This window comes from Nocardiopsis codii (genome assembly GCF_036327455.1).
Lineage (GTDB): Bacteria > Actinomycetota > Actinomycetes > Streptosporangiales > Streptosporangiaceae > Nocardiopsis > Nocardiopsis codii.
In genome coordinates this window covers 14,633-32,038 of sequence record NZ_JAUZMY010000004.1, presented here as the reverse complement: position 1 = coordinate 32,038, position 17,406 = coordinate 14,633, and the positions used below count along the sequence as shown (strand labels likewise).

Genomic DNA, 17,406 nt, shown 5'->3' with positions numbered 1-17,406 from the left:
GGGAGACGCCATCCCCCTGTCCAGCGGAGACTCCGCGGAACGCGGCCAGATCCGAATGTTCCTCATGTCCTGATTTCCCCGTGAGAGGTCTGGACAGGATTCGAGCGCCATGCTCTCATCTTCGTGAAGTCAGGTTTTCCACGTTGTAAAAAGTGCGAGTCCACTCCCCGGTGCCCGCGGGCGCGGGGCGGGGACCGCGCCCGCGAACACGGAGCATCCGCATGCGACGTACACCCCCCGGAAACCCCCCGCCGACGAACCCGCCGACTTCCCCGCCCTCCCGCTACCTGACGGCCGCCCTGGCCGCGCTCCTCCTCGTCCCGGCCCTGGGGGCGAGCCCCGCCGCGGCCGGGCGGCCCGCCGAGCCTGCGGGCGCCGCCGACCCCCTGGAGACCCCCTGGACAGGGGACGTCTCCCCCGACAACGCCCTCCCCGAGTACCCGCGCCCGCAGATGGTGCGCGAGGACTGGCAGAACCTCAACGGGCTCTGGGAGTGGGCCCCGGCGGCCGAGGGGGAGGAACCGCCCCTCGGCACCCCCCTGGAGGGGGAGATCCTGGTCCCCTATCCCGTCGAGTCGGCCCTGTCCGGTGTCCAGGAGCACCACGAGCGCATGTGGTACCGCCGCACCTTCGAGGTCCCCGAGTCCTGGGACGGGCAGCGCGTGCTGCTCAACTTCGGAGCCGTCGACTGGCAGGCCACGGTCTGGGTCAACGGCACGGAGGTCGGATCCCACTCCGGCGGCTACGACAAGTTCTCCTTCGACGTCGCCGACGAGCTGACCGGGGGCGAGAACGAGATCGTGGTCGGGGTGTACGACCCCACGGACTCCGGCGACCAGGCGGTCGGCAAGCAGCGGCTCGACCCCGGCGGCATCTTCTACACCGCCTACTCCGGCATCTGGCAGACGGTGTGGATGGAGCCGGTCGCCCCCGCCCACGTCACCCGGCTGGACGTCACACCCGACGTGGACGGCGAGCAGGTCGAGGTCGTGGTCAACACCGAGGGGGCCGAGGGGACCACCGCCCGCGTCACGGTCCGCGACGGCGGCACCGAGGTCGGCAGTGCGACCGGCCCCCCGGACTCCGCGATCACCGTGCCGGTCCCCGACCCGCACCTGTGGTCCCCCGACGACCCCTTCCTCTACGACATCGACGTCACCCTCGAACAGGACGGCGAGACGGTGGACGGTGTCGCCGGGTACACCGGCATGCGGTCGGTCTCCGTGGGCGAGGTGGACGGGGTGCTGCGCCCGCTGCTCAACGGCGAGTACGTCTTCCAGGTCGGCACCCTCGACCAGGGGTACTGGCCGGACGGCATCTCCACCGCCCCGACCGACGAGGCCCTGAGGTTCGACCTCCAGGCCCACAAGGACCTCGGCTACAACACCGTGCGCAAACACGTGAAGGTCGAGCCCGACCGCTGGTACCACTGGGCCGACGTGCTCGGGCTGATCGTGTGGCAGGACATGCCCAACACGACCGCCGAGCCCGGACAGGCCGGGAAGGACCAGTTCGAGGCCGAACTGCGGGAGATGGTCGACGAGCACCGCTCCTTCCCGTCCGTCACGCACTGGATCCCGTTCAACGAGGGCTGGGGCCAGTACGACGGGGCCCGCATCACCGACGAGGTCAAGGAACAGGACCCCTCCCGCCTGGTCACCGGCGCGTCCGGATGGCACGACACCGGCAACGGCGACGCCGTCGACTCCCACATCTACGTCGGACCGGGCAACCCGGCCCCGGCCACCGACACACGCATCTCGGTGCTCGGCGAGTTCGGCGGCTACGGCCTGCGCGTCGAGGGCCACGAGTGGAGCCCCGGTGACGGCTTCGGCTACGAGATGCTCTCCGACTCCGACTCCCTCACCACCCGCTACGTCGGCCTCATGGCCGGGGTGCAGCGGTTGGAGCGCACCCACGGGCTCTCCGCGGCCATCTACACCGAGATCACCGACGTGGAGAACGAACTCAACGGCATGTGGACCTACGACCGGCAGGTCCTGAAGATCGACCAGGAGGCGGCGGCCGCGGCCCACGCCGACCTCATCGCGGGACGCCCGGTGGGCGGTCGCGAGGAGGTCGACACCGGGGCGTACTCCCTGCGGGTCACCACCCCCGGCCACGAGGACCGCTACCTCCGGCACGAGAACGGGCTGGCGTTCACCGCACCGGTGGACGAGGACAGCTCCGCCCTGCTCAGGGCCGACGCCACCTGGCGGATCGTCCCCGGCCTTGCCGACGACGCGTGCTTCTCCCTGGAGTCCCACAACCGTCCCGGCGAGTACCTGCGCCACGCCGAGTCCCGGGTGAGCAGGGAGCCGTCCGACGGCTCCACCCTGTTCGAGGAGGACGCGACCTGGTGCGCGGTTCCCGGCCTGGGCGGCGACGGCGTGTCCTTCCGCTCCTACAACTTCCCCGACAAGTTCCTGCGCCACTACGACAGCGAGCTGTGGCTGTCCGGCGCAGGCGGCACCGGCGCGCCCCGCGACACCTCCGACCGCTACGCGGAGGACGTGACGTGGGCGCTCGAGGCCCCCTGGGCCGGGTGACGAGCCGGCACCGCCCCCGCGGCGGGGGCGCCCCCGCCCCGACGCCCCCGCCGCTCCCCCACCCCTCCCCGAACCCCCCGGAGGACCGGAACATGAACGAACACCCCCACGACCCGACACCGCGGCGCGGCCCGCTGGTGGCCGCCGCCGCGGCGTGTACCGCCGCGGTCCTCCTCGCCTCGGGCTGCGCGCGCGGCGAGGAGGACGTCGACGGCGGACAGGCGCAGTCCGGCGGAGACGGCAGCGGACAGGCCCAGGTCCTGGACGAGGCCGCCGCCGGGGACGAGACCTGCACCGTCGACCGGTACGGCGGGGAGCCCTTCGACCTGTCCGAGGTCAGGGTCGGCTTCTCCCAGTCCGAGGCGGAGTCCAACCCGTTCCGCATCACCGAGACCGAGTCGATCAGGACCGAGGCCGAGGAGCGGGGCGTCGACCTGATCACCGCCAACGCGCAGTCCGACTTCTCCCAGCAGATCAGCGACGTGCAGGACCTGATGTCGCAGGGGGCGGAGGTGCTCATCATCGCTCCGCTCAACTCCGACGGCTGGAAGCCGGTCCTGGACGAGGCCGCCGAGCGCCGGATCCCCATCATCACCGTCGACCGGGCCATCAACGGCACCGCCTGTGAGGACTTCGTCACCTTCATCGGCTCCGACTTCGTGGAGCAGGGGCGCCGGGCCGCGGACCAGATGATCGCCGCCCTCGACGGCGAGGGCGAGGTGGCGATCCTGCTCGGCGCGGCGGGCAACAACGTCACGACCGAGCGGACCGAGGGCTTCAAGGAGCGGATCGAGGCCGAGGCGCCCGGTATCGAGCTGGTCTTCGAGCAGTCCGGCGACTTCACCCGCGAGGGCGGCCAGTCCGTCACCGAACAGCTCATCCAGTCCCAGCCCGACATCGACGGCATCTACGCGCAGAACGACGAGATGGGCATCGGCGCGGTGACCGCGCTCGGCGGCGCGGGCCGTGGGGCCGGGGACGTCCGGATCGTCACGGTCGACGGCACGAGAACGGCCGTGGAGTACATCGTCGACGGGTGGATCTCCGGGGTCGTGGAGTCCAACCCGAGGTTCGGCCCGCTCGCCTTCGAGGCCGCCGAGGCGTTCGGCGCCGGCGAGGAGGTCGGTACCCAGCTGATCATCACCGACCGCGAGTACGACTCCTCGAACGCCGAGGAGGAGGTCGGCGATGCCTACTGATCCCCTCCTCCGCCGGCGTCCGGACGGGGTCCGGCCGTGAGCGGCCGCGGTGGCGGGTCCGGGGCGGTCGTGAGGACCCGGGGGCTGACCAAGCGGTTCCCCGGGGTCCTCGCCCTGGACGGGGTCGACTTCGCGTTGGGTCCCGGCGAGGTGCACGCCCTGGTCGGGGAGAACGGCGCGGGCAAGTCCACGCTGATCAAGCTCCTGACGGGGGTCCACCGGGCGGACGGCGGCGACCTGGAGTACCTGGGCGCACCGGTCCGGTTCGACACCCCGCTGCGGGCGCAGAGAGCGGGGATCTCCACGATCTACCAGGAGGTGAACCTCCTGCCGCTGCTGAGCGTGGCCCGCAACCTGTACCTGGGGCGGGAGCCGCGGCGGTTCGGGCTGATCGACTTCCCGCGCATGCACCGGGAGGCCGGGGAGGTGCTGCGCGCCCACGGGGTGGACGCGGACGTGCGGCGCCCCCTGCGGGAGCTGTCCATCGGCGCCCGGCAGATGGTCGCCCTGGCCAGGGCGGTCACCTCGGACGCCCGGGTGGTGGTCATGGACGAGCCGACGTCGTCCCTGGAGCCGCGCGAGGTGCGGACCCTGTTCGACGTGATCGGGTCGCTGCGCGAGCGGGGCATCTCCGTGGTCTACGTCAGCCACCGGCTGGACGAGCTGTACGAGGTGTGCGACCGGGTCACCGTCCTGCGGGACGGCCGGGTCGTGCACAGCGGCGCGATGGCCGACCTGGAGCGGTTGCGGCTCATCGCCCTGATGCTGGGCCGGGACGTGGAGGAGGTCCGGCGCGAGGGCTCCACCACGTTCTCCGGGGGCCACGGGGCGCGGGACGGGACCCCGGTGCTGGAGGCCGAGGGCCTGACCGCGCGGCACCGGCTCCACGGGGTGTCGCTGCGCGTCCGGCCGGGTGAGGTGGTGGGCCTGGGCGGCCTGCTCGGCTCCGGTCGGACCGAGACCGCCAAGGCGGTCGCGGGGGCACTGCCCCTGGACGCGGGCCGGGTCTCGGTGGTCGGGGTGCCGGTGCGCCGGCGGACGGTGGCGGGCGCGATCCGGGCCGGGATCAGCCTGCTGCCCGAGGACCGCAAGCACGAGGGAGTCATCCCGGGCCTGTCGGTCAGGGAGAACATCGCCCTGGCCGCCCTCCCCCGGCTCAGCCGGTTCGGCCTGGTGTCCGAACGCCGGGTGGACCGGGTCGTGGAGGTGTTCATGGAACGCCTCCGGATCAAGGCGGTCGGCCCCTCCCAGAAGGTGGAGGAGCTCTCCGGCGGCAACCAGCAGAAGGTGCTGCTGGCCCGGTGGCTGGCCCTGAACCCGAAGGTCCTGCTGCTGGACGAGCCCACCCGGGGCATCGACGTCGGCGCCAAGGCGGAGGTGCAGAACCTGGTGGACGAGCTGGCGGAGGCCGGGTTGGGCGTCCTGCTCATCTCCTCCGACCTGGAGGAGCTGGTGGAGGGGGCCGACCGGGTGGTGGTCCTCAAGGACGGCGCGGTGGTCGGCGAGCTCACCGGCGACGGGGTCACCGAACGGGGACTCATGGCGGCCATCGCGGAGGGCGGAACCCCACCGGGAGGCCCGACCGCGCCGGGGAGCCCGCCCGGACCGGGCGGTGACGGCGGAGCGCCCGCCGGCGGGGGGCGGAAGGACGCGCACGCGGGGGACGGAGGGCGGGAATGAGCACACCGACTCGGGTGCCGGCGCGGCCGGGCCTGGCCGCGGTCGTCCCGTGGTTGCAGGACTACGGCGTCTACGTGGGCGTGGCCGCGATCGTGCTGTTCAACATCGCGTTCACCCCCCACTTCCTGTCCCTGGAGAACCTCCGGGTCCAGGCGGTACAGGTGGCGCCGGTCCTCATCGTGGCGCTGGGGATGGCGCTGGTCATCGCGACCGGCGGGATCGACCTCTCCGTGGGCTCGGTGATGGCGCTGTCCGCGGCGATGATCTCCCTCTACCTGGGGTACGGGCCGGTCGTCGCCGTGCTGGTCGCCGTGGCTGTGGGCGCGGCGGCCGGCGCCGTGAACGGCGCGCTGGTCGCGTTCGCCGGGGTACAGGCGATCATCGCGACGCTGGCGATGATGATCGGCGGGCGCGGGCTGGCCCTGGTGCTGCTGCCGCAGCTGGAGGGAATCCGCAACCCTGGCCTGCGCGAGCTGGGCTCGGGCTCCTTCGCCGGACTCCCCTACGTGGTGTGGATCGCCGCCGTCCTGGTCGTGGTCGTGCTGTTCCTGGTGCGGCGGACGGTGTTCGGGCGCGGGCTGGTCGCCGTCGGGGGCAACCGGAGGGCCGCCGAGCTGTCGGGGCTGCCGGTGCGCCGGACGCTGCTGCTGGTCTACATGCTGTGCGGGGCGCTGGCCGCTGTCGCCGGTGTGCTGACCACGGCCCGGCTCCAGGCCAGCGACCCCAACTCGGTGGGCGTCCTCATCGAGCTGTCGGCGATCACCGCGGTCGTGGTCGGCGGCACCCCGCTGACGGGCGGACGGGTGCGCGTCGCCGGGACCATCGCCGGGGCGGTGCTCATGCAGCTGCTCGTGGCGACCCTCATCAAGCACGACCTGCCGCCGTCGTGGACGCAGATGGCGCAGACGGCGGTGATCATCGCGGCCGTCTACCTGGCCCGGAACCGGGGGAGAACATGACCGGCACGACACGGACGTCGACGGGGGGCCGCGGAGGCCCGGCCTTGCGCGACGTCCTCCAGCGCCACGGCGCGCTCCTGGTCCTGGTCGCCGTGGTCGCGGCGGCGGCGCTGTCGCTGGACGGCTTCCTCACGGTCCGCAACCTCAACCACGTGGCGGTGGGGGCGGCGTTCCTCGCGATCATCGCGCTGGGGATGACGTTCGTGATCATCACCGGCGGGATCGACCTGTCGGTGGGCACCGTGTTCGCCCTGGGCGGTGTGCTCGCGGCATGGGCCTCGCAGTACGGGGGCGCCGCCGCGCTCACCCTGCCCCTGGTGGTGTGCGGCCTGATCGGCGTACTCAACGGGGTGCTGGTGGCGCGGGCGCGCCTGGCGCCGTTCATCGTCACCCTGGCGACGATGCTCGGCGCGCTGGGGCTGATGCTGTCGGTGTCCGACGAGGGCAGCACCACCTACCTGGTGCCCGACGGACTGGCCCTGTCCTCGCTGGTGCACGGCAAGCTGTTCGGGCTGGTCGGCTACCCGGTGCTGCTGGTGCTCGTGCTGTTCGCGGTCGGGGGCACGGTGCTCGGGCGCACCGGCGCGGGCCAGAACGTGTACGCGGTGGGCGGCAACGAGCAGACCGCCGCTCTCATGGGCGTGCCGGTCGTGCGCACCAAGGTCGCCGTCTACACGCTGTCGGGCCTGTGCGCCGGTCTCGCCGGGGCCCTCAACGCGGTGTGGCTGGGCTCGGGTGTGACGATCTTCGGTATCGGCACCGAACTGGAGGCGATCTCGGCCGTGGTCATCGGTGGCACGCTGCTGGTCGGCGGCTACGGGTTCGTCGGCGGGACCCTGGCGGGCGTGCTGCTGCTCAGCATCATCAAGAACGTCATCAACGCCGTGGGGGGCCTGTCCTCCGCGTTCCAGGAGGTGGTCAGCGGCCTGTTCCTGGTCGGCGTGGTGCTCGTCCAGAGCTGGCTGGGCCGGAACGCGGACCGGGGCTGAACCCGGTCCGCGCCGCAGAGCCCGGGGCGGGGCGCCGCGCACCGCGCGGCCCCCGTCGCACCGCGCTCAGTCGGGGACGACGGCCAGGCCCACGAGTTCGACCAGGGCCCCGGGGTCGAACAGCTCCGTCACCCCGAACAGCGCCATCGCCGGGTAGTGGCGGCCCATCCGTCTGCGGTACGCGCGGCCGATCTCCCCCGTGGCGGACCGGTAGCCGGACACGTCGGTCGTGTACACGGCGAGGCTGACCAGGTGCCCCGGACCGCCGCCCGCCGCGCGCAGGGCGGTGAGGGAGTTGGCCAGGGCCAGGTCGAACTGCTCGACCAGCCCCTCGGCCGCGAGCCTGCCGTCCGGGCCGGAGGCGATCTGCCCGCCCAGGTGGACCGTCCGGCCGGGTGCGGGGACCACGGCGTGCGAGAAGCCCACGGCCGGCCCCAGGGCGGCCGGGTTGACGAGGGTGTGCGGTGTGTACGCGGGTTCGGACGCCATCAGCGGCCCTTCCACTCGGGGGGTCGTTTGCCGGTGAACGCGGCGTGGAACTCGGCGTAGTCGGCGCTCTTCATGAGCAGCGCCTGGGTCATCGCCTCCAGTTCGAGAGCTCCGGAGAGCCCCATGTCCAGTTCCCTGGTGAGCAGGGCCTTGGTCTGCGCGTAGCCGAACGCGGGCCCCTCCGACAGCCGGACGGCCAGGGCGGCCACCGCCGCGTCCAGGCCCTCGTCGGGGACGAGTTCGCTGACCAGCCCGTAGCGGTCGGCCTCCTCGGCCCCGATCGTGTCGCCGAGCATGAGGAGCTTGGTGGCGTGGCCCAGTCCGACCACGCGCGGCAGCAGGTAGGCCGCTCCCATGTCGGCGCCGGACAGGCCGACCCGTGTGAACAGGAACGCGAACCGCGCGGAGCGGGCCACCACCCGGAAGTCCGAGGCCAGGGCGAGGACGGACCCTGCTCCCGCGGCGATCCCCTGGATCCCGGCGATGACGGGGACGGGGCACTCTCGCATCGCGCGGACGACCTCGCCGGTCATCCGGGTGAAGGCGAGGAGTTCGTCGGGGGCCATCTCCAGGGTGCGGCCGATGATCGCGTCGACGTCCCCTCCGGAGCAGAACCCGCGCCCCCGCCCGCGCAGCACCAGGACCCGTGTGTCGCCGCGCTGCGGGAGTTCGAGGAGGAGGTCGCGCAGGTCGGCGTAGGCCTCGAAGGTGAGGGCGTTGAGCCGGTCCGGCCGGTCGAGGGTCACGGTGGCGACCCCGTCGGCGCGGTGCAGGTCGAAGTGGTCCCACTTCTCTGTCAGGGGCGCGGACGCCCGGAACGGACTCACAGGGTTCCTCCTCCGTCGAGGGTGAGGGACTGGCCGTTGACGGCGCGGGCGGCGTGGCCGGCGAAGTAGACCACGGCCGCGGCCACCTCCTCCGGTTCGAGCAGGCGCCCGAGGGGGGTGGCTGCGGTCAGCGCGGCCTCGGCCCGGACCTGATCGCGTCCGGTGCGTTCGACGATGCGGGCCACGGAGCGCTCGGTCATGGGGCCGCGGACGAACGTGGGGCAGACGGCGTTGCTGGTGACCCCGGTGCCCGCGACCTCGGCGGCGACGGAGCGGCACAGGCCGAGCATGGCGTGTTTGGAGGCGGTGTACGCGGCCGTGTAGCGGGCTCCGACCAGGGCGGCCGTGGACGCCACGAACACGACGCGGCCGTGGTCGCGTTCGATCATGTCGGGGAGTAGGGCGCGGGTGAGCAGGAACGCCGAGGTGGCGTTCGAGCGGATCTGGCGCTCCCACAGGTCCAGCCCGGTGGCGGGCAGGGGTGCTGTCAGCGCCTCCCCCGCGTTGTTGACCAGGACCGAGGCGGGGCCGACGGTGCGGGACACGGCGGCCACGGCGGCCTCGTCGGTCAGGTCGCACACGAGCGCGGTGACGTCGAGGCCGTGGGCCCTGGTCTCCCGTTCCAGGGCGGCGAGTCTGCCGGAGTCGCGGCCGAGGGCGACCACGCTCGCGCCGTCCGAGGCGAAGGCGCACACGAGGGCCCTTCCGATGCCGCCGGACCCGCCGGAGACCACGACACGCCGCACCGAGTCAGCCATGCGTGGACTGTATCACCGACGTTTGACCACCGTCAGTAGGACGACATATGACGGTTTCTCCCTCGGTGAGCGGGATGTGGGGTGCCGCGACCCCTCCGCACGGCCCGGCGCGGAGCACCTCGGGGCACGGCCCGGCAGGCGCGACGCACGGAGGCCGCCCGGACGCACGGCAGCGCCGACGGCTCCGTGCCGTCGGCGCTGCGTCGGTACTGCTGTGACCGGTGCCGGCCCTAGAAGGCGGGACCCGCGGCCAGGGCCTCGTCGATCGTGTCGGCGCGAGCCGTCTCGACCTCCTCGACCAGGTTCTCCTCGTGGGCCTCGAACTCCTCGGCCACGGCGGCGGCGAGGCTGCGCAGGGCGACCTCCTCGGTGATGATGCCCCCGCGGACGCGGTTGCTGTCACCGACCTGGGCGGTCGGGGAGTTGTCGGAGGTGACCAGGTCGCCGCCGACGATGTTGTTGTCGACGTAGACGCCCCCGGTCACGCCGGAGACGCTCAGGTCGCCGTCGACGTAGTTGACGGAGGAGCAGAAGCCGCCGACCTCGCCGGCGCCGACGGCCACGGGGCCGGCCCCGCCGGTGTAGGTGGCCGCGCCGATGACCTCGCTGTCGCAGAGGATGCCGCCGGCGGTCGGGTCGGTGACGGTCAGCGCCCCGCGCACCACGGAGTCGTAGATGTCGGCGTACTCGACCCCGTCGGCCTTGACCGCGCCGCCGATCCGGGAGCCGGAGACGTAGACGGCGCCGACCTCGGCGTTGACGCTCTTCACTGACGAGTCGACGACGAAGGCGAAGCCGTCGGTGTTGCCGCCCTCGACCGGAACGGTGCGCAGTGCGGCACCGGTGGAGCTCTCCTCGAGGTAGGTGCCGAAGGAACCGCGGTTGAGCACACGGTCGCCGACGGTGGTGTCGGAGGCGTCGAAGTAGGCGTCCTTCTGGACGATCACCTCTCCCTCGACCTCGCCGCCGACGATGTGGAGGTTGGCACCCTGTCGGACGGTGATGTCGCCCTGGATGACGGTGCCGTCCAGGAAGCAGCTCTTGCCCGCGGGGACCGCGAGGTCCGTGGGCAGGGTGATCGCACCGCCGTGACCCGAGCAGAGGGTGACCAGGTCGGCCTGGGCCGGGGAGGCCATCAGGGTGACACCGCCGACGGCCAGGGCGGTCGTGGCGAGGGCCGCGACCTTGCTCCGGAGCTTCATGCGGGGGATTCCTTTCGTCGTGACCGTGGGGGCGGCGCTCCGTGAGGAGAGCGGGGAGAGCGCCGTGAGACACCACAGTGAAATTACCGACCTCCCGTCGCTTTGGGAATACTTCCTACGAGAAGATTCGCTTCTGTCCAGGTTTCCAGTGGGAAAACATTCCCGATGCCAATAGGGCGCCGACCTGCCGCCGTTACGCATGGCTTCCGCGCGAACACGGAAGGGCCGCCCGGCGAACCGGGCGGCCCTTCGGGGTGTTACGGCTACTTCAGGTGGCCGTCGCCGGTGACCACGTACTTGGTGGAGGTCATCTCGGTGAGGCCCATCGGCCCTCTGGCGTGGAGCTTCTGCGTGGAGATACCGATCTCGGCGCCGAAGCCGAACTCGCCCCCGTCCGTGAACCGGGTGGAGGCGTTGACCATGACAGCGGCGGAGTCGACCCTGGACACGAAGTACCGGGAGGCCTTCAGCGAGTCGGTGACGATCGCCTCGGTGTGCCGGGTGGAGTACCTGCGGATGTGCGCGATCGCGTCGTCGATGGTGGGCACGACGCGCACCGCCAGGTCCATGGACAGGTACTCGGTGGCCCAGTCCTCCTCCGTGGCCCCGACCACGGTCGCCCGCGATCCGTGGGCCGCTGCCGCCGCCGTCACCCTCGGGTCGCCGTGCACGGTCACCCCGGCCTCGGCCAGGGACTCCAGCACCCGCGGCAGGAAGGCGTCGGCCACGGCCTCGTGCACCAGCAGGGTCTCGGCCGAGTTGCAGACGGAGCAGCGCTGAGCCTTGGCGTTGGTGGCGATGGCCACCGCCTTGTCGAGGTCCGCGTCGGCGTCCACGTAGACGTGGCACAGGCCCTCGCCGGTCTCGATCACCGGAACGGTGGAGTCGCGGACCACGGCCTGGATCAGGGAGCCGCCGCCGCGCGGGATGAGCACGTCCACCAGGCCCCGCGCCCGCATGAGCGCGGTCGAGGACTCGCGGGTGCGGCCGGGCACCATCTGGACGGCGTCCTGCGGGACCCCCGTACCGGCCAGGGCGTCCCGCAGGACGCCGACGATGGCGGCGTTGGAGGCGTACGCGGAGGAGGAGCCCCGCAGGAGTGCGGCGTTGCCGCTCTTGAGGCACAGGGCGGCGGCGTCCACGGTGACGTTGGGGCGGCCCTCGTAGATGATGCCGATGACGCCGAGCGGGACCCGGATCTGGCGCAGGTCGAGGCCGTTGGGCAGCACGCCTCCGCGGACGGACTCCCCCACCGGGTCGGGGAGTTCGACGATCTCGCGGACGGCGTCGGCGATCGCCTCGATCCGCTGCGGGGTGAGGGTGAGCCGGTCGACCATGGCCGGGGAGGTGCCCTCCCCGCGCGCTCGCTCGACGTCCTCCGCGTTGGCCGCCGTGATCTCGTCGGCGCGCTTGACCAGGGCGTCGGCGATGGCCACCAGGGCGGCGTCCTTGACCGCGCGGCTGAGCGGGGCGAGGTCCGCCGCCGCGTCCCGGGCGCGCTCGGCTACCGCGTGGACCTCGCGCTCGATGTCACTCATGGTGCTCTCTCTTGGTTGGGAGACCAGCCCGCCGGGTCCCGCCCCGCCGTGTCGGGGGAGTGCGGGACACCGTCCGGGGTGAACCCCTCCAGCGTATAGCGCTGTCTCGGAGGACGAGGGGCCGTCCACAGGGCCGGGGCGGGGCCGCGCCGCCGGGACGTTCGACGGGTCCGCCGCCGCGCCGCGTCCCGGGCGGAGGCGGCGCCCGGAGCCCGGCCTCACCGAGAGTGAGACCCCCCAGCGTTCGAGTGACCAAGGTCATATTCCACGAGAAAGTAATCGCGCGACTCCGGAAACGCCCCGACGACGGACGATAACGACAGGTGTCCACCCGGTCACAGGAATCGGAACCCGCCCCGGGTTATCGTCGCATTCTCCCGATCGGATGCTTCGCGAAGGCAGCCGCGACCCCGCAGCGCCGGCGACTGGATCACAAATCCAGACCCCTTCTCCTCACTTCGGGTTCGTTGACGGAAACGCAGTCGTGCAGAAGTCCATGATTGGCCGCACCTGAATACACCAAGAACGCGAGCGCGAGAATGACAACGATATTCGGTTCACGGGCGCCCAACGGCGAGGCACCTTCCCCGGCGCGGGCCCTGGACAAGCTGTCCAGGATTCCCGTACTGCGGGAGAAGTACCTGCGCCACACCGCGGGTGGCGCCGAGCCGGCCCTGTCCGACCTGCCCACGCTCGGCAGGGACGAACTGGGCCGGGCCATCGACACCCTGGTGCGCAACGACCCCTCCGCCCTGACCCGTGCTTCCCTCCACGTCATGGGCGGCACGCGGTCGACCATGCGCATGGGAGCGGTACCGGCGGACCTGTACCTGGACGAGATCGCGCCGCACGTGCGCCCGTTCGAGCAGGGAGACCTGTTCACCACGCTCGGCACCCCCTTCCACATGCGGGCCTGCCAGGACCTGCACAACGGGCTCGCCTCCCGGGCCGGGGTGCCCACCCTCTCCATGGACGCGCCGACCGACCAGATGATCGACGCCTACCTCGACCTGTTCGAGCGCCACGGGGTCAACGCGCTGGGCACCACCCTCGACACCTTCCGGAGCCTGCTGCGCTACTGCGCCGCGGCCGGCCGGGACCTGGGCTTCCTGCACAAGGTGCTGTGGAGCGGCCCGGCCATGGACTCCGCCACCCGCTCGCTGATCCGGACGCACTTTCCCCACCTGCGCACGTGGGCGCTGTTCGGCTCCGCTGAGACCTGGATCATCGGGCACAGCGGCCCGGACTGCGCCAACGACACCCTCCACCCGCTCCCCCACCAGTACACGGAGATCGTCGACGGGCGCATGCTGGTGACCGTCACGCACGAGAAGGCGGTCGTCCCGCTGCTGCGCTACGAGACCGGCGTCGAGGCCGAGTGGACCTCCTGCCCGTGCGGGCTGCCCGGCCCCGCGGTGCGCACCCACAGCCGCATAGACGCCCCGATGGGGCCGCTGAGCCGCGTGGTCTCCCCGCGCGACCTCGTGCCCCTGGCCCTGCGCCTCGACTCGGTGGAGGCGGCCCAGGTCGTCCTGGTCGACCCGCACACCGAGGACGAACGCCTCCATCTGCGGGTCCGCCTGCGCCAGGAGACCCAGCCCGACCTCTACACGGGCGAGTGGATCCGGCAGCACGTGCTGTCCGAGTCCCTGGGCCTCTCCGAGGCGACCGAGGACGCACCCGAGTCCTTCGAGGTCATCGTCTCCCGGCACATGCTGCGCGAGCTCCCGGACGGGACGGCTCCCGAGTTCCTGGTGCGAGAGGGGGGCCGCCTCCAGATCCAATCGATATCGACTCCCAATCAGGGTTCTTATGATACGTTCTCGGCATAGATTCAGGAGGGCCGGTCGCACGCGCCGTCCGCGGCACCCCCGGCCGCACCCCGAGGGGGCGCCGTCCCTGAGTCGCGTCGAGCACGACCACCGACCACAGGAGTGCGCATGCGGACTGTTCCGCTGACCACCGACGGCCCCACCGTCTCCGCCCAGGGCCTGGGCTGCATGGGGATGAGCGAGTTCTACGGCCCCGGGGACGAGGCCGACTCCCTCGCGACCCTGCACCACGCCCTGGACCTGGGCCTCAACTTCCTCGACACCGCGGACATGTACGGCCACGGGGCCAACGAGGAACTGGTGGGCAAGGTCGTCCGGGAACGGCGGGACGAGGTCGTCCTCGCCACCAAGTTCGGCATCGTCCGCGACCGGGAGACCGGCGCCCGCAGCCACCGCGGGGACCCCGAGTACGTCCGCGCGGCGTGCGACGCCAGCCTCTCCCGCCTCGGCATCGAGACGATCGACCTCTACTACATGCACCGGCGCGACGCCTCGGTGCCCGTCGAGGAGACGGTCGGGGCCATGGCCGAGCTGGTCGCCCAGGGCAAGGTGCGCCACCTGGGGTTGTCCGAGGTGAGCGCCGACGAACTGCGCGCCGCCCACGCCGTGCACCCGATCGCGGCGGTGCAGACGGAGTGGTCGCTGTGGAGCCGTGACGTGGAGGAGTCCGTGGTGGGCGAGTGCGCGCGACTCGGCGTGGGCTTCGTCCCCTACTCCCCGCTGGGCCGGGGCTTCCTCACCGGGGCGCTCCCCCCGGTGGACGAGCTGCCCGCCGACGACTTCCGCCGCGGCAAGCCGCGCTTCTCCGGCGAGAACGCCGTGCGCAACCAGGACCTGCTCGCCATCGTGCGGCGGGTCGCGGACGCCCACGGCGCGACCCCGGGCCAGGTGGCACTGGCCTGGGTCCACGCGCAGGCGGAGCGGTGGGGTCTGCCGGTCGTCCCCATCCCGGGCACCAAGAGGCGCGAACGCCTGGACGAGAACGTCGGCGGCGCGGACCTGGTGCTCTCCCCGGAGGACATCGCCGAACTCGACACCATCGCCGACGCCACCGCGGGTGCGCGGTACTGAACCTCCCCGAGCCGGGGGCGGCCCTGGGCCGCCCTCCGGCGCCGCCCCGACGCCGCCCTGACGAACGGCCGACGAGCACGGAGGGACAAGCGCCCTGAGATACGATTCCCAGATGACCCAGCTTCCCATGGACCAGCGGATCGGTCATCACCTGAAGCGTGCCGAGCAGGAACTGATCTCTGCGAAACACGCCGTTCTGCGGCAGTTCAACCTCTCGGTCCCCCAGTACACGGTGCTCCTCGTCCTCTCCGAGGAGCCGGGGGCCTCAGGCGCGATTCTGGCCCGCCGGTGCCTGGTGACGCCCCAGACGATGTCGTCCGTACTCGCGACCCTGAGCAGGCGTGAACTCATCGAACGCAAGCCCCATCCGCTGCACTCCCACATCCTGGAGACGCGGCTCTCGCCCAGCGGACAGGACCTGCTCGCCAGAGCGGACGAGGTGGCGATCCGGGTGGAGACGCGGCTGAGCCAGGCCTTCACCAGCGAGGAGGAGGGCGAGTTCGTACGCTTCCTCAGCAGGTGCGCGGAGGTCTCCGCGGAGTCACGCACCGAACTCGCGGACCTGAGCGAGGAATGACACCGGCACGGGCCGGCGCTCCCCCGAGCCCGCCCGTGCCCTCGGCCCGGTGAGGCCCCGCCCCTCCCGGACCGTCGCGGTCCTGGAGGGGCGGGCCCGCCACCCGCTGCCGGGCGCGTCCGGGGAACGGGCCCGGAGCGGCCGGAGCCGGGGCGGCCGCCCGGGCGCGGGATGCGCCCGGCCACGGCGGGGGTCGCACCGGCCGCGCCGGAAGGGCCGTATCCGTCCGGTGGGAGTCCGCGACGCGTTCCCGGCACCGCCGCGGGGCCTCACCGACAATGGCGGGGACCTCATCGCAGTGGCGCCGCGACGCACCCGGGAACGAACAGGAGTTCCTCCGCACCGACGGCCGGTCTTCGCTCTTCCAGCCCTTTCCGGAGGAAATCCGAAAGCGCCGGTGAAGGCCGCCGGCGCGGGTCGGAGAAATCGCGCATCCCGCCCGGGGCCCGCCCGCGGCGTCCGTCCCGGGCGCGCACGGGCTCCGGGGAGGCCGCCGACGGCGGCCTCCCCCTCCCTGACACGGGTGGACACCGGTCGTCCACCGCCGCGGCACGCGGGCGTCCCCGGGCCCCGGGCGGCCGGGGCCCGGAGGTCACGCGGGGACGTGGACCGGAACCGCCTCCGCGGGAAGGCCCGCCCGGAAGAGAGGCGCCGACTCCGCGACCACCGGGCTCCACCGCACGAGGGCGAGTCCGACGCTCATCCCGCCGCCGAACCCCGCGAGCAGGACGAGGTCGTCCTGTTCGAGCAGGCCGGCCCGGTGGACCGTGTCGAGGGCGACGGGCACCGACCCCGAACCTGTGTTGCCCTGGGTCTCCACGGTCAGGTGGAGGTGGGCCCGGTCCAGCCCCAGGGACGGCCAGACGTCGGCGAGCATGGCGCCGTTGGCCTGGTGGGGCACGAAGTGGCGGATCTCGTCCCGCCCCACACCGAGCCCGTCGAGCATCCGGTGGATCGCCTCGGGCAGGCGCCGGGTGACGTACTCCCGCACGCCGCGGCCCTCCATCGTGAAGAAGTGCTCGCCCTGCGTCAGGGTCTCCGCGGACGCGGGCAGTCGCGACCCGCCGGCGGGGACCTTGATCAGGTGGTGGTGGTCGCCGTCGGTGAGCAGCTGCGTCCCGAGGACGCCGCCGCGGTCGTGGGCGGGTCCCAGGAGGACCGCCCCCGCTCCGTCGCCGAACAGGATCGCGGTCTTGCGGTCGCCGTAGTCGAGGATCCGGGAGTAGATGTCCGCGCCGATGACCAGCGCGTAGGCCTCCGCGTGGGGCCGCAGCAGGTGCTCGGCCACGGAGAGGGCGTAGACGAACCCGCTGCACACGGCGTTGACGTCGAACGCCGCCGCGGAACCGGCGCCCAGGAGGTGCTGGGTGATGCTGGCCGTCGCCGGCTGGGGGTGGTCCGGGGTGGACGTCGCGACGATGACGTAGGCCAGGCGGTCCGGGGAGACCCCCGCCTGGGCCAGTGCCCGGCGGCCCGCCTCGGCGGCGAGGTCGGAGGTGGCCTGGTCCGGGGCGGCCCGTCTGCGCTCGCGGATCCCCGTCTTGCGGCGGATCCACTCGTCGGTGACACCGGCGGTGCGGGCTATCGGCTCGTTGCCGACCACTTCGGCCGGCAGGTACGAGCCCGTGCCGAGGATGGCGATGGTCATCGTGCTGTCTCCTTCTTTGTGGACTGCGGGAGGGGTTCGGGGTCGCGGCCACACCCTGCGCCAGCGCCGCCGGGGAGGCGGTCGGCGC

The 17,406-nt window shown here is 72.5% G+C and carries 14 protein-coding genes; 8 read left to right on the top strand and 6 right to left on the bottom strand.

Annotated elements, in window-relative coordinates; all coding sequences use genetic code 11:
* Window positions 1–221: 221 nt before the first annotated feature.
* From Q8791_RS05460 to Q8791_RS05440, 5 genes are all read left to right on the top strand, one after another.
* The gene (locus Q8791_RS05460) at window positions 222–2,549 is read left to right on the top strand and encodes an AbfB domain-containing protein (protein WP_330090482.1); all 2,328 of its coding nucleotides are present in this window, start codon (window positions 222–224) and stop codon (window positions 2,547–2,549) included.
* A gap of 92 nt (window positions 2,550–2,641) precedes the next feature.
* The gene (locus Q8791_RS05455) at window positions 2,642–3,748 is read left to right on the top strand and encodes an ABC transporter substrate-binding protein (RefSeq protein ID WP_330090481.1); all 1,107 of its coding nucleotides are present in this window, start codon (window positions 2,642–2,644) and stop codon (window positions 3,746–3,748) included.
* 36 nt (window positions 3,749–3,784) lie between these two features.
* Window positions 3,785–5,428: a sugar ABC transporter ATP-binding protein gene (locus tag Q8791_RS05450; RefSeq protein ID WP_330090480.1), complete on the top strand. Its 1,644-nt coding sequence runs from the start codon at window positions 3,785–3,787 to the stop codon at window positions 5,426–5,428.
* Window positions 5,425–6,387, top strand: a complete 963-nt coding sequence (locus Q8791_RS05445; protein WP_330090479.1) for an ABC transporter permease — start codon at window positions 5,425–5,427, stop codon at window positions 6,385–6,387. The genes Q8791_RS05450 and Q8791_RS05445 overlap by 4 nt, the downstream gene beginning before the upstream one ends.
* Before the next feature lie 44 nt (window positions 6,388–6,431).
* Window positions 6,432–7,376, top strand: a complete 945-nt coding sequence (locus Q8791_RS05440) for an ABC transporter permease (RefSeq protein ID WP_330090478.1) — start codon at window positions 6,432–6,434, stop codon at window positions 7,374–7,376.
* 66 nt (window positions 7,377–7,442) lie between these two features.
* On the opposite strand, the gene Q8791_RS05435 is transcribed toward Q8791_RS05440, so the two are convergent.
* From Q8791_RS05435 to Q8791_RS05415, 5 genes are all read right to left on the bottom strand, one after another.
* Complete coding sequence (locus Q8791_RS05435; protein ID WP_330090477.1) at window positions 7,443–7,865, bottom strand: RidA family protein; 423 nt, start codon at window positions 7,863–7,865, stop codon at window positions 7,443–7,445.
* A complete protein-coding gene (locus Q8791_RS05430) occupies window positions 7,865–8,692 on the bottom strand; it encodes an enoyl-CoA hydratase family protein (RefSeq protein ID WP_330090476.1) in 828 nt (275 codons plus the stop codon). The genes Q8791_RS05435 and Q8791_RS05430 overlap by 1 nt, the downstream gene beginning before the upstream one ends.
* A complete protein-coding gene (locus tag Q8791_RS05425; protein ID WP_330090475.1) occupies window positions 8,689–9,450 on the bottom strand; it encodes an SDR family NAD(P)-dependent oxidoreductase in 762 nt (253 codons plus the stop codon). Before Q8791_RS05425 ends, Q8791_RS05430 begins: the two co-directional genes overlap by 4 nt.
* 230 nt (window positions 9,451–9,680) lie before the next feature.
* Entirely contained in the window at window positions 9,681–10,652 is a 972-nt protein-coding gene (locus Q8791_RS05420; RefSeq protein WP_330090474.1) for a hypothetical protein, read from the bottom strand.
* A 263-nt stretch (window positions 10,653–10,915) separates the two neighbouring features.
* A complete protein-coding gene (locus Q8791_RS05415) occupies window positions 10,916–12,190 on the bottom strand; it encodes a glutamate-5-semialdehyde dehydrogenase (protein WP_330090473.1) in 1,275 nt (424 codons plus the stop codon).
* Window positions 12,191–12,729: 539 nt separating this feature from the next.
* Here Q8791_RS05415 and Q8791_RS05410 point away from each other — a divergent pair.
* The 3 genes from Q8791_RS05410 (at window position 12,730) to Q8791_RS05400 (ending at window position 15,670) form a co-directional block, all read left to right on the top strand.
* A complete protein-coding gene (locus tag Q8791_RS05410; protein WP_330090472.1) occupies window positions 12,730–14,022 on the top strand; it encodes a phenylacetate--CoA ligase family protein in 1,293 nt (430 codons plus the stop codon).
* 108 nt (window positions 14,023–14,130) lie between these two features.
* Window positions 14,131–15,093, top strand: a complete 963-nt coding sequence (locus tag Q8791_RS05405) for an aldo/keto reductase (RefSeq protein ID WP_330090471.1) — start codon at window positions 14,131–14,133, stop codon at window positions 15,091–15,093.
* 112 nt (window positions 15,094–15,205) lie between these two features.
* Window positions 15,206–15,670: a MarR family winged helix-turn-helix transcriptional regulator gene (locus tag Q8791_RS05400; protein WP_330090470.1), complete on the top strand. Its 465-nt coding sequence runs from the start codon at window positions 15,206–15,208 to the stop codon at window positions 15,668–15,670.
* 592 nt (window positions 15,671–16,262) lie between these two features.
* On the opposite strand, the gene Q8791_RS05395 is transcribed toward Q8791_RS05400, so the two are convergent.
* Window positions 16,263–17,318, bottom strand: coding sequence for a 3-oxoacyl-ACP synthase III family protein (locus Q8791_RS05395; protein WP_330090469.1), 1,056 nt, complete (start codon window positions 17,316–17,318; stop codon window positions 16,263–16,265).
* Between the last annotated feature and the right edge of the window lie 88 nt (window positions 17,319–17,406).

Excerpts from the sequence above, each read along its gene's own strand:
- Q8791_RS05395 (WP_330090469.1), bottom strand. The coding sequence starts at position 17,318 with ATGACCATCGCCATCCTCGGCACGGGCTCGTACCTGCCGGCCGAAGTG.
- Q8791_RS05425 (WP_330090475.1), bottom strand. The coding sequence starts at position 9,450 with ATGGCTGACTCGGTGCGGCGTGTCGTGGTCTCCGGCGGGTCCGGCGGC.
- Q8791_RS05435 (WP_330090477.1), bottom strand. The coding sequence starts at position 7,865 with ATGGCGTCCGAACCCGCGTACACACCGCACACCCTCGTCAACCCGGCC.
- Q8791_RS05445 (WP_330090479.1), top strand. The coding sequence starts at position 5,425 with ATGAGCACACCGACTCGGGTGCCGGCGCGGCCGGGCCTGGCCGCGGTC.
- Q8791_RS05415 (WP_330090473.1), bottom strand. The coding sequence starts at position 12,190 with ATGAGTGACATCGAGCGCGAGGTCCACGCGGTAGCCGAGCGCGCCCGG.
- Q8791_RS05420 (WP_330090474.1), bottom strand. The coding sequence starts at position 10,652 with ATGAAGCTCCGGAGCAAGGTCGCGGCCCTCGCCACGACCGCCCTGGCC.
- Q8791_RS05460 (WP_330090482.1), top strand. The coding sequence starts at position 222 with ATGCGACGTACACCCCCCGGAAACCCCCCGCCGACGAACCCGCCGACT.
- Q8791_RS05405 (WP_330090471.1), top strand. The coding sequence starts at position 14,131 with ATGCGGACTGTTCCGCTGACCACCGACGGCCCCACCGTCTCCGCCCAG.
- Q8791_RS05400 (WP_330090470.1), top strand. The coding sequence starts at position 15,206 with ATGACCCAGCTTCCCATGGACCAGCGGATCGGTCATCACCTGAAGCGT.
- Q8791_RS05410 (WP_330090472.1), top strand. The coding sequence starts at position 12,730 with ATGACAACGATATTCGGTTCACGGGCGCCCAACGGCGAGGCACCTTCC.
- Q8791_RS05455 (WP_330090481.1), top strand. The coding sequence starts at position 2,642 with ATGAACGAACACCCCCACGACCCGACACCGCGGCGCGGCCCGCTGGTG.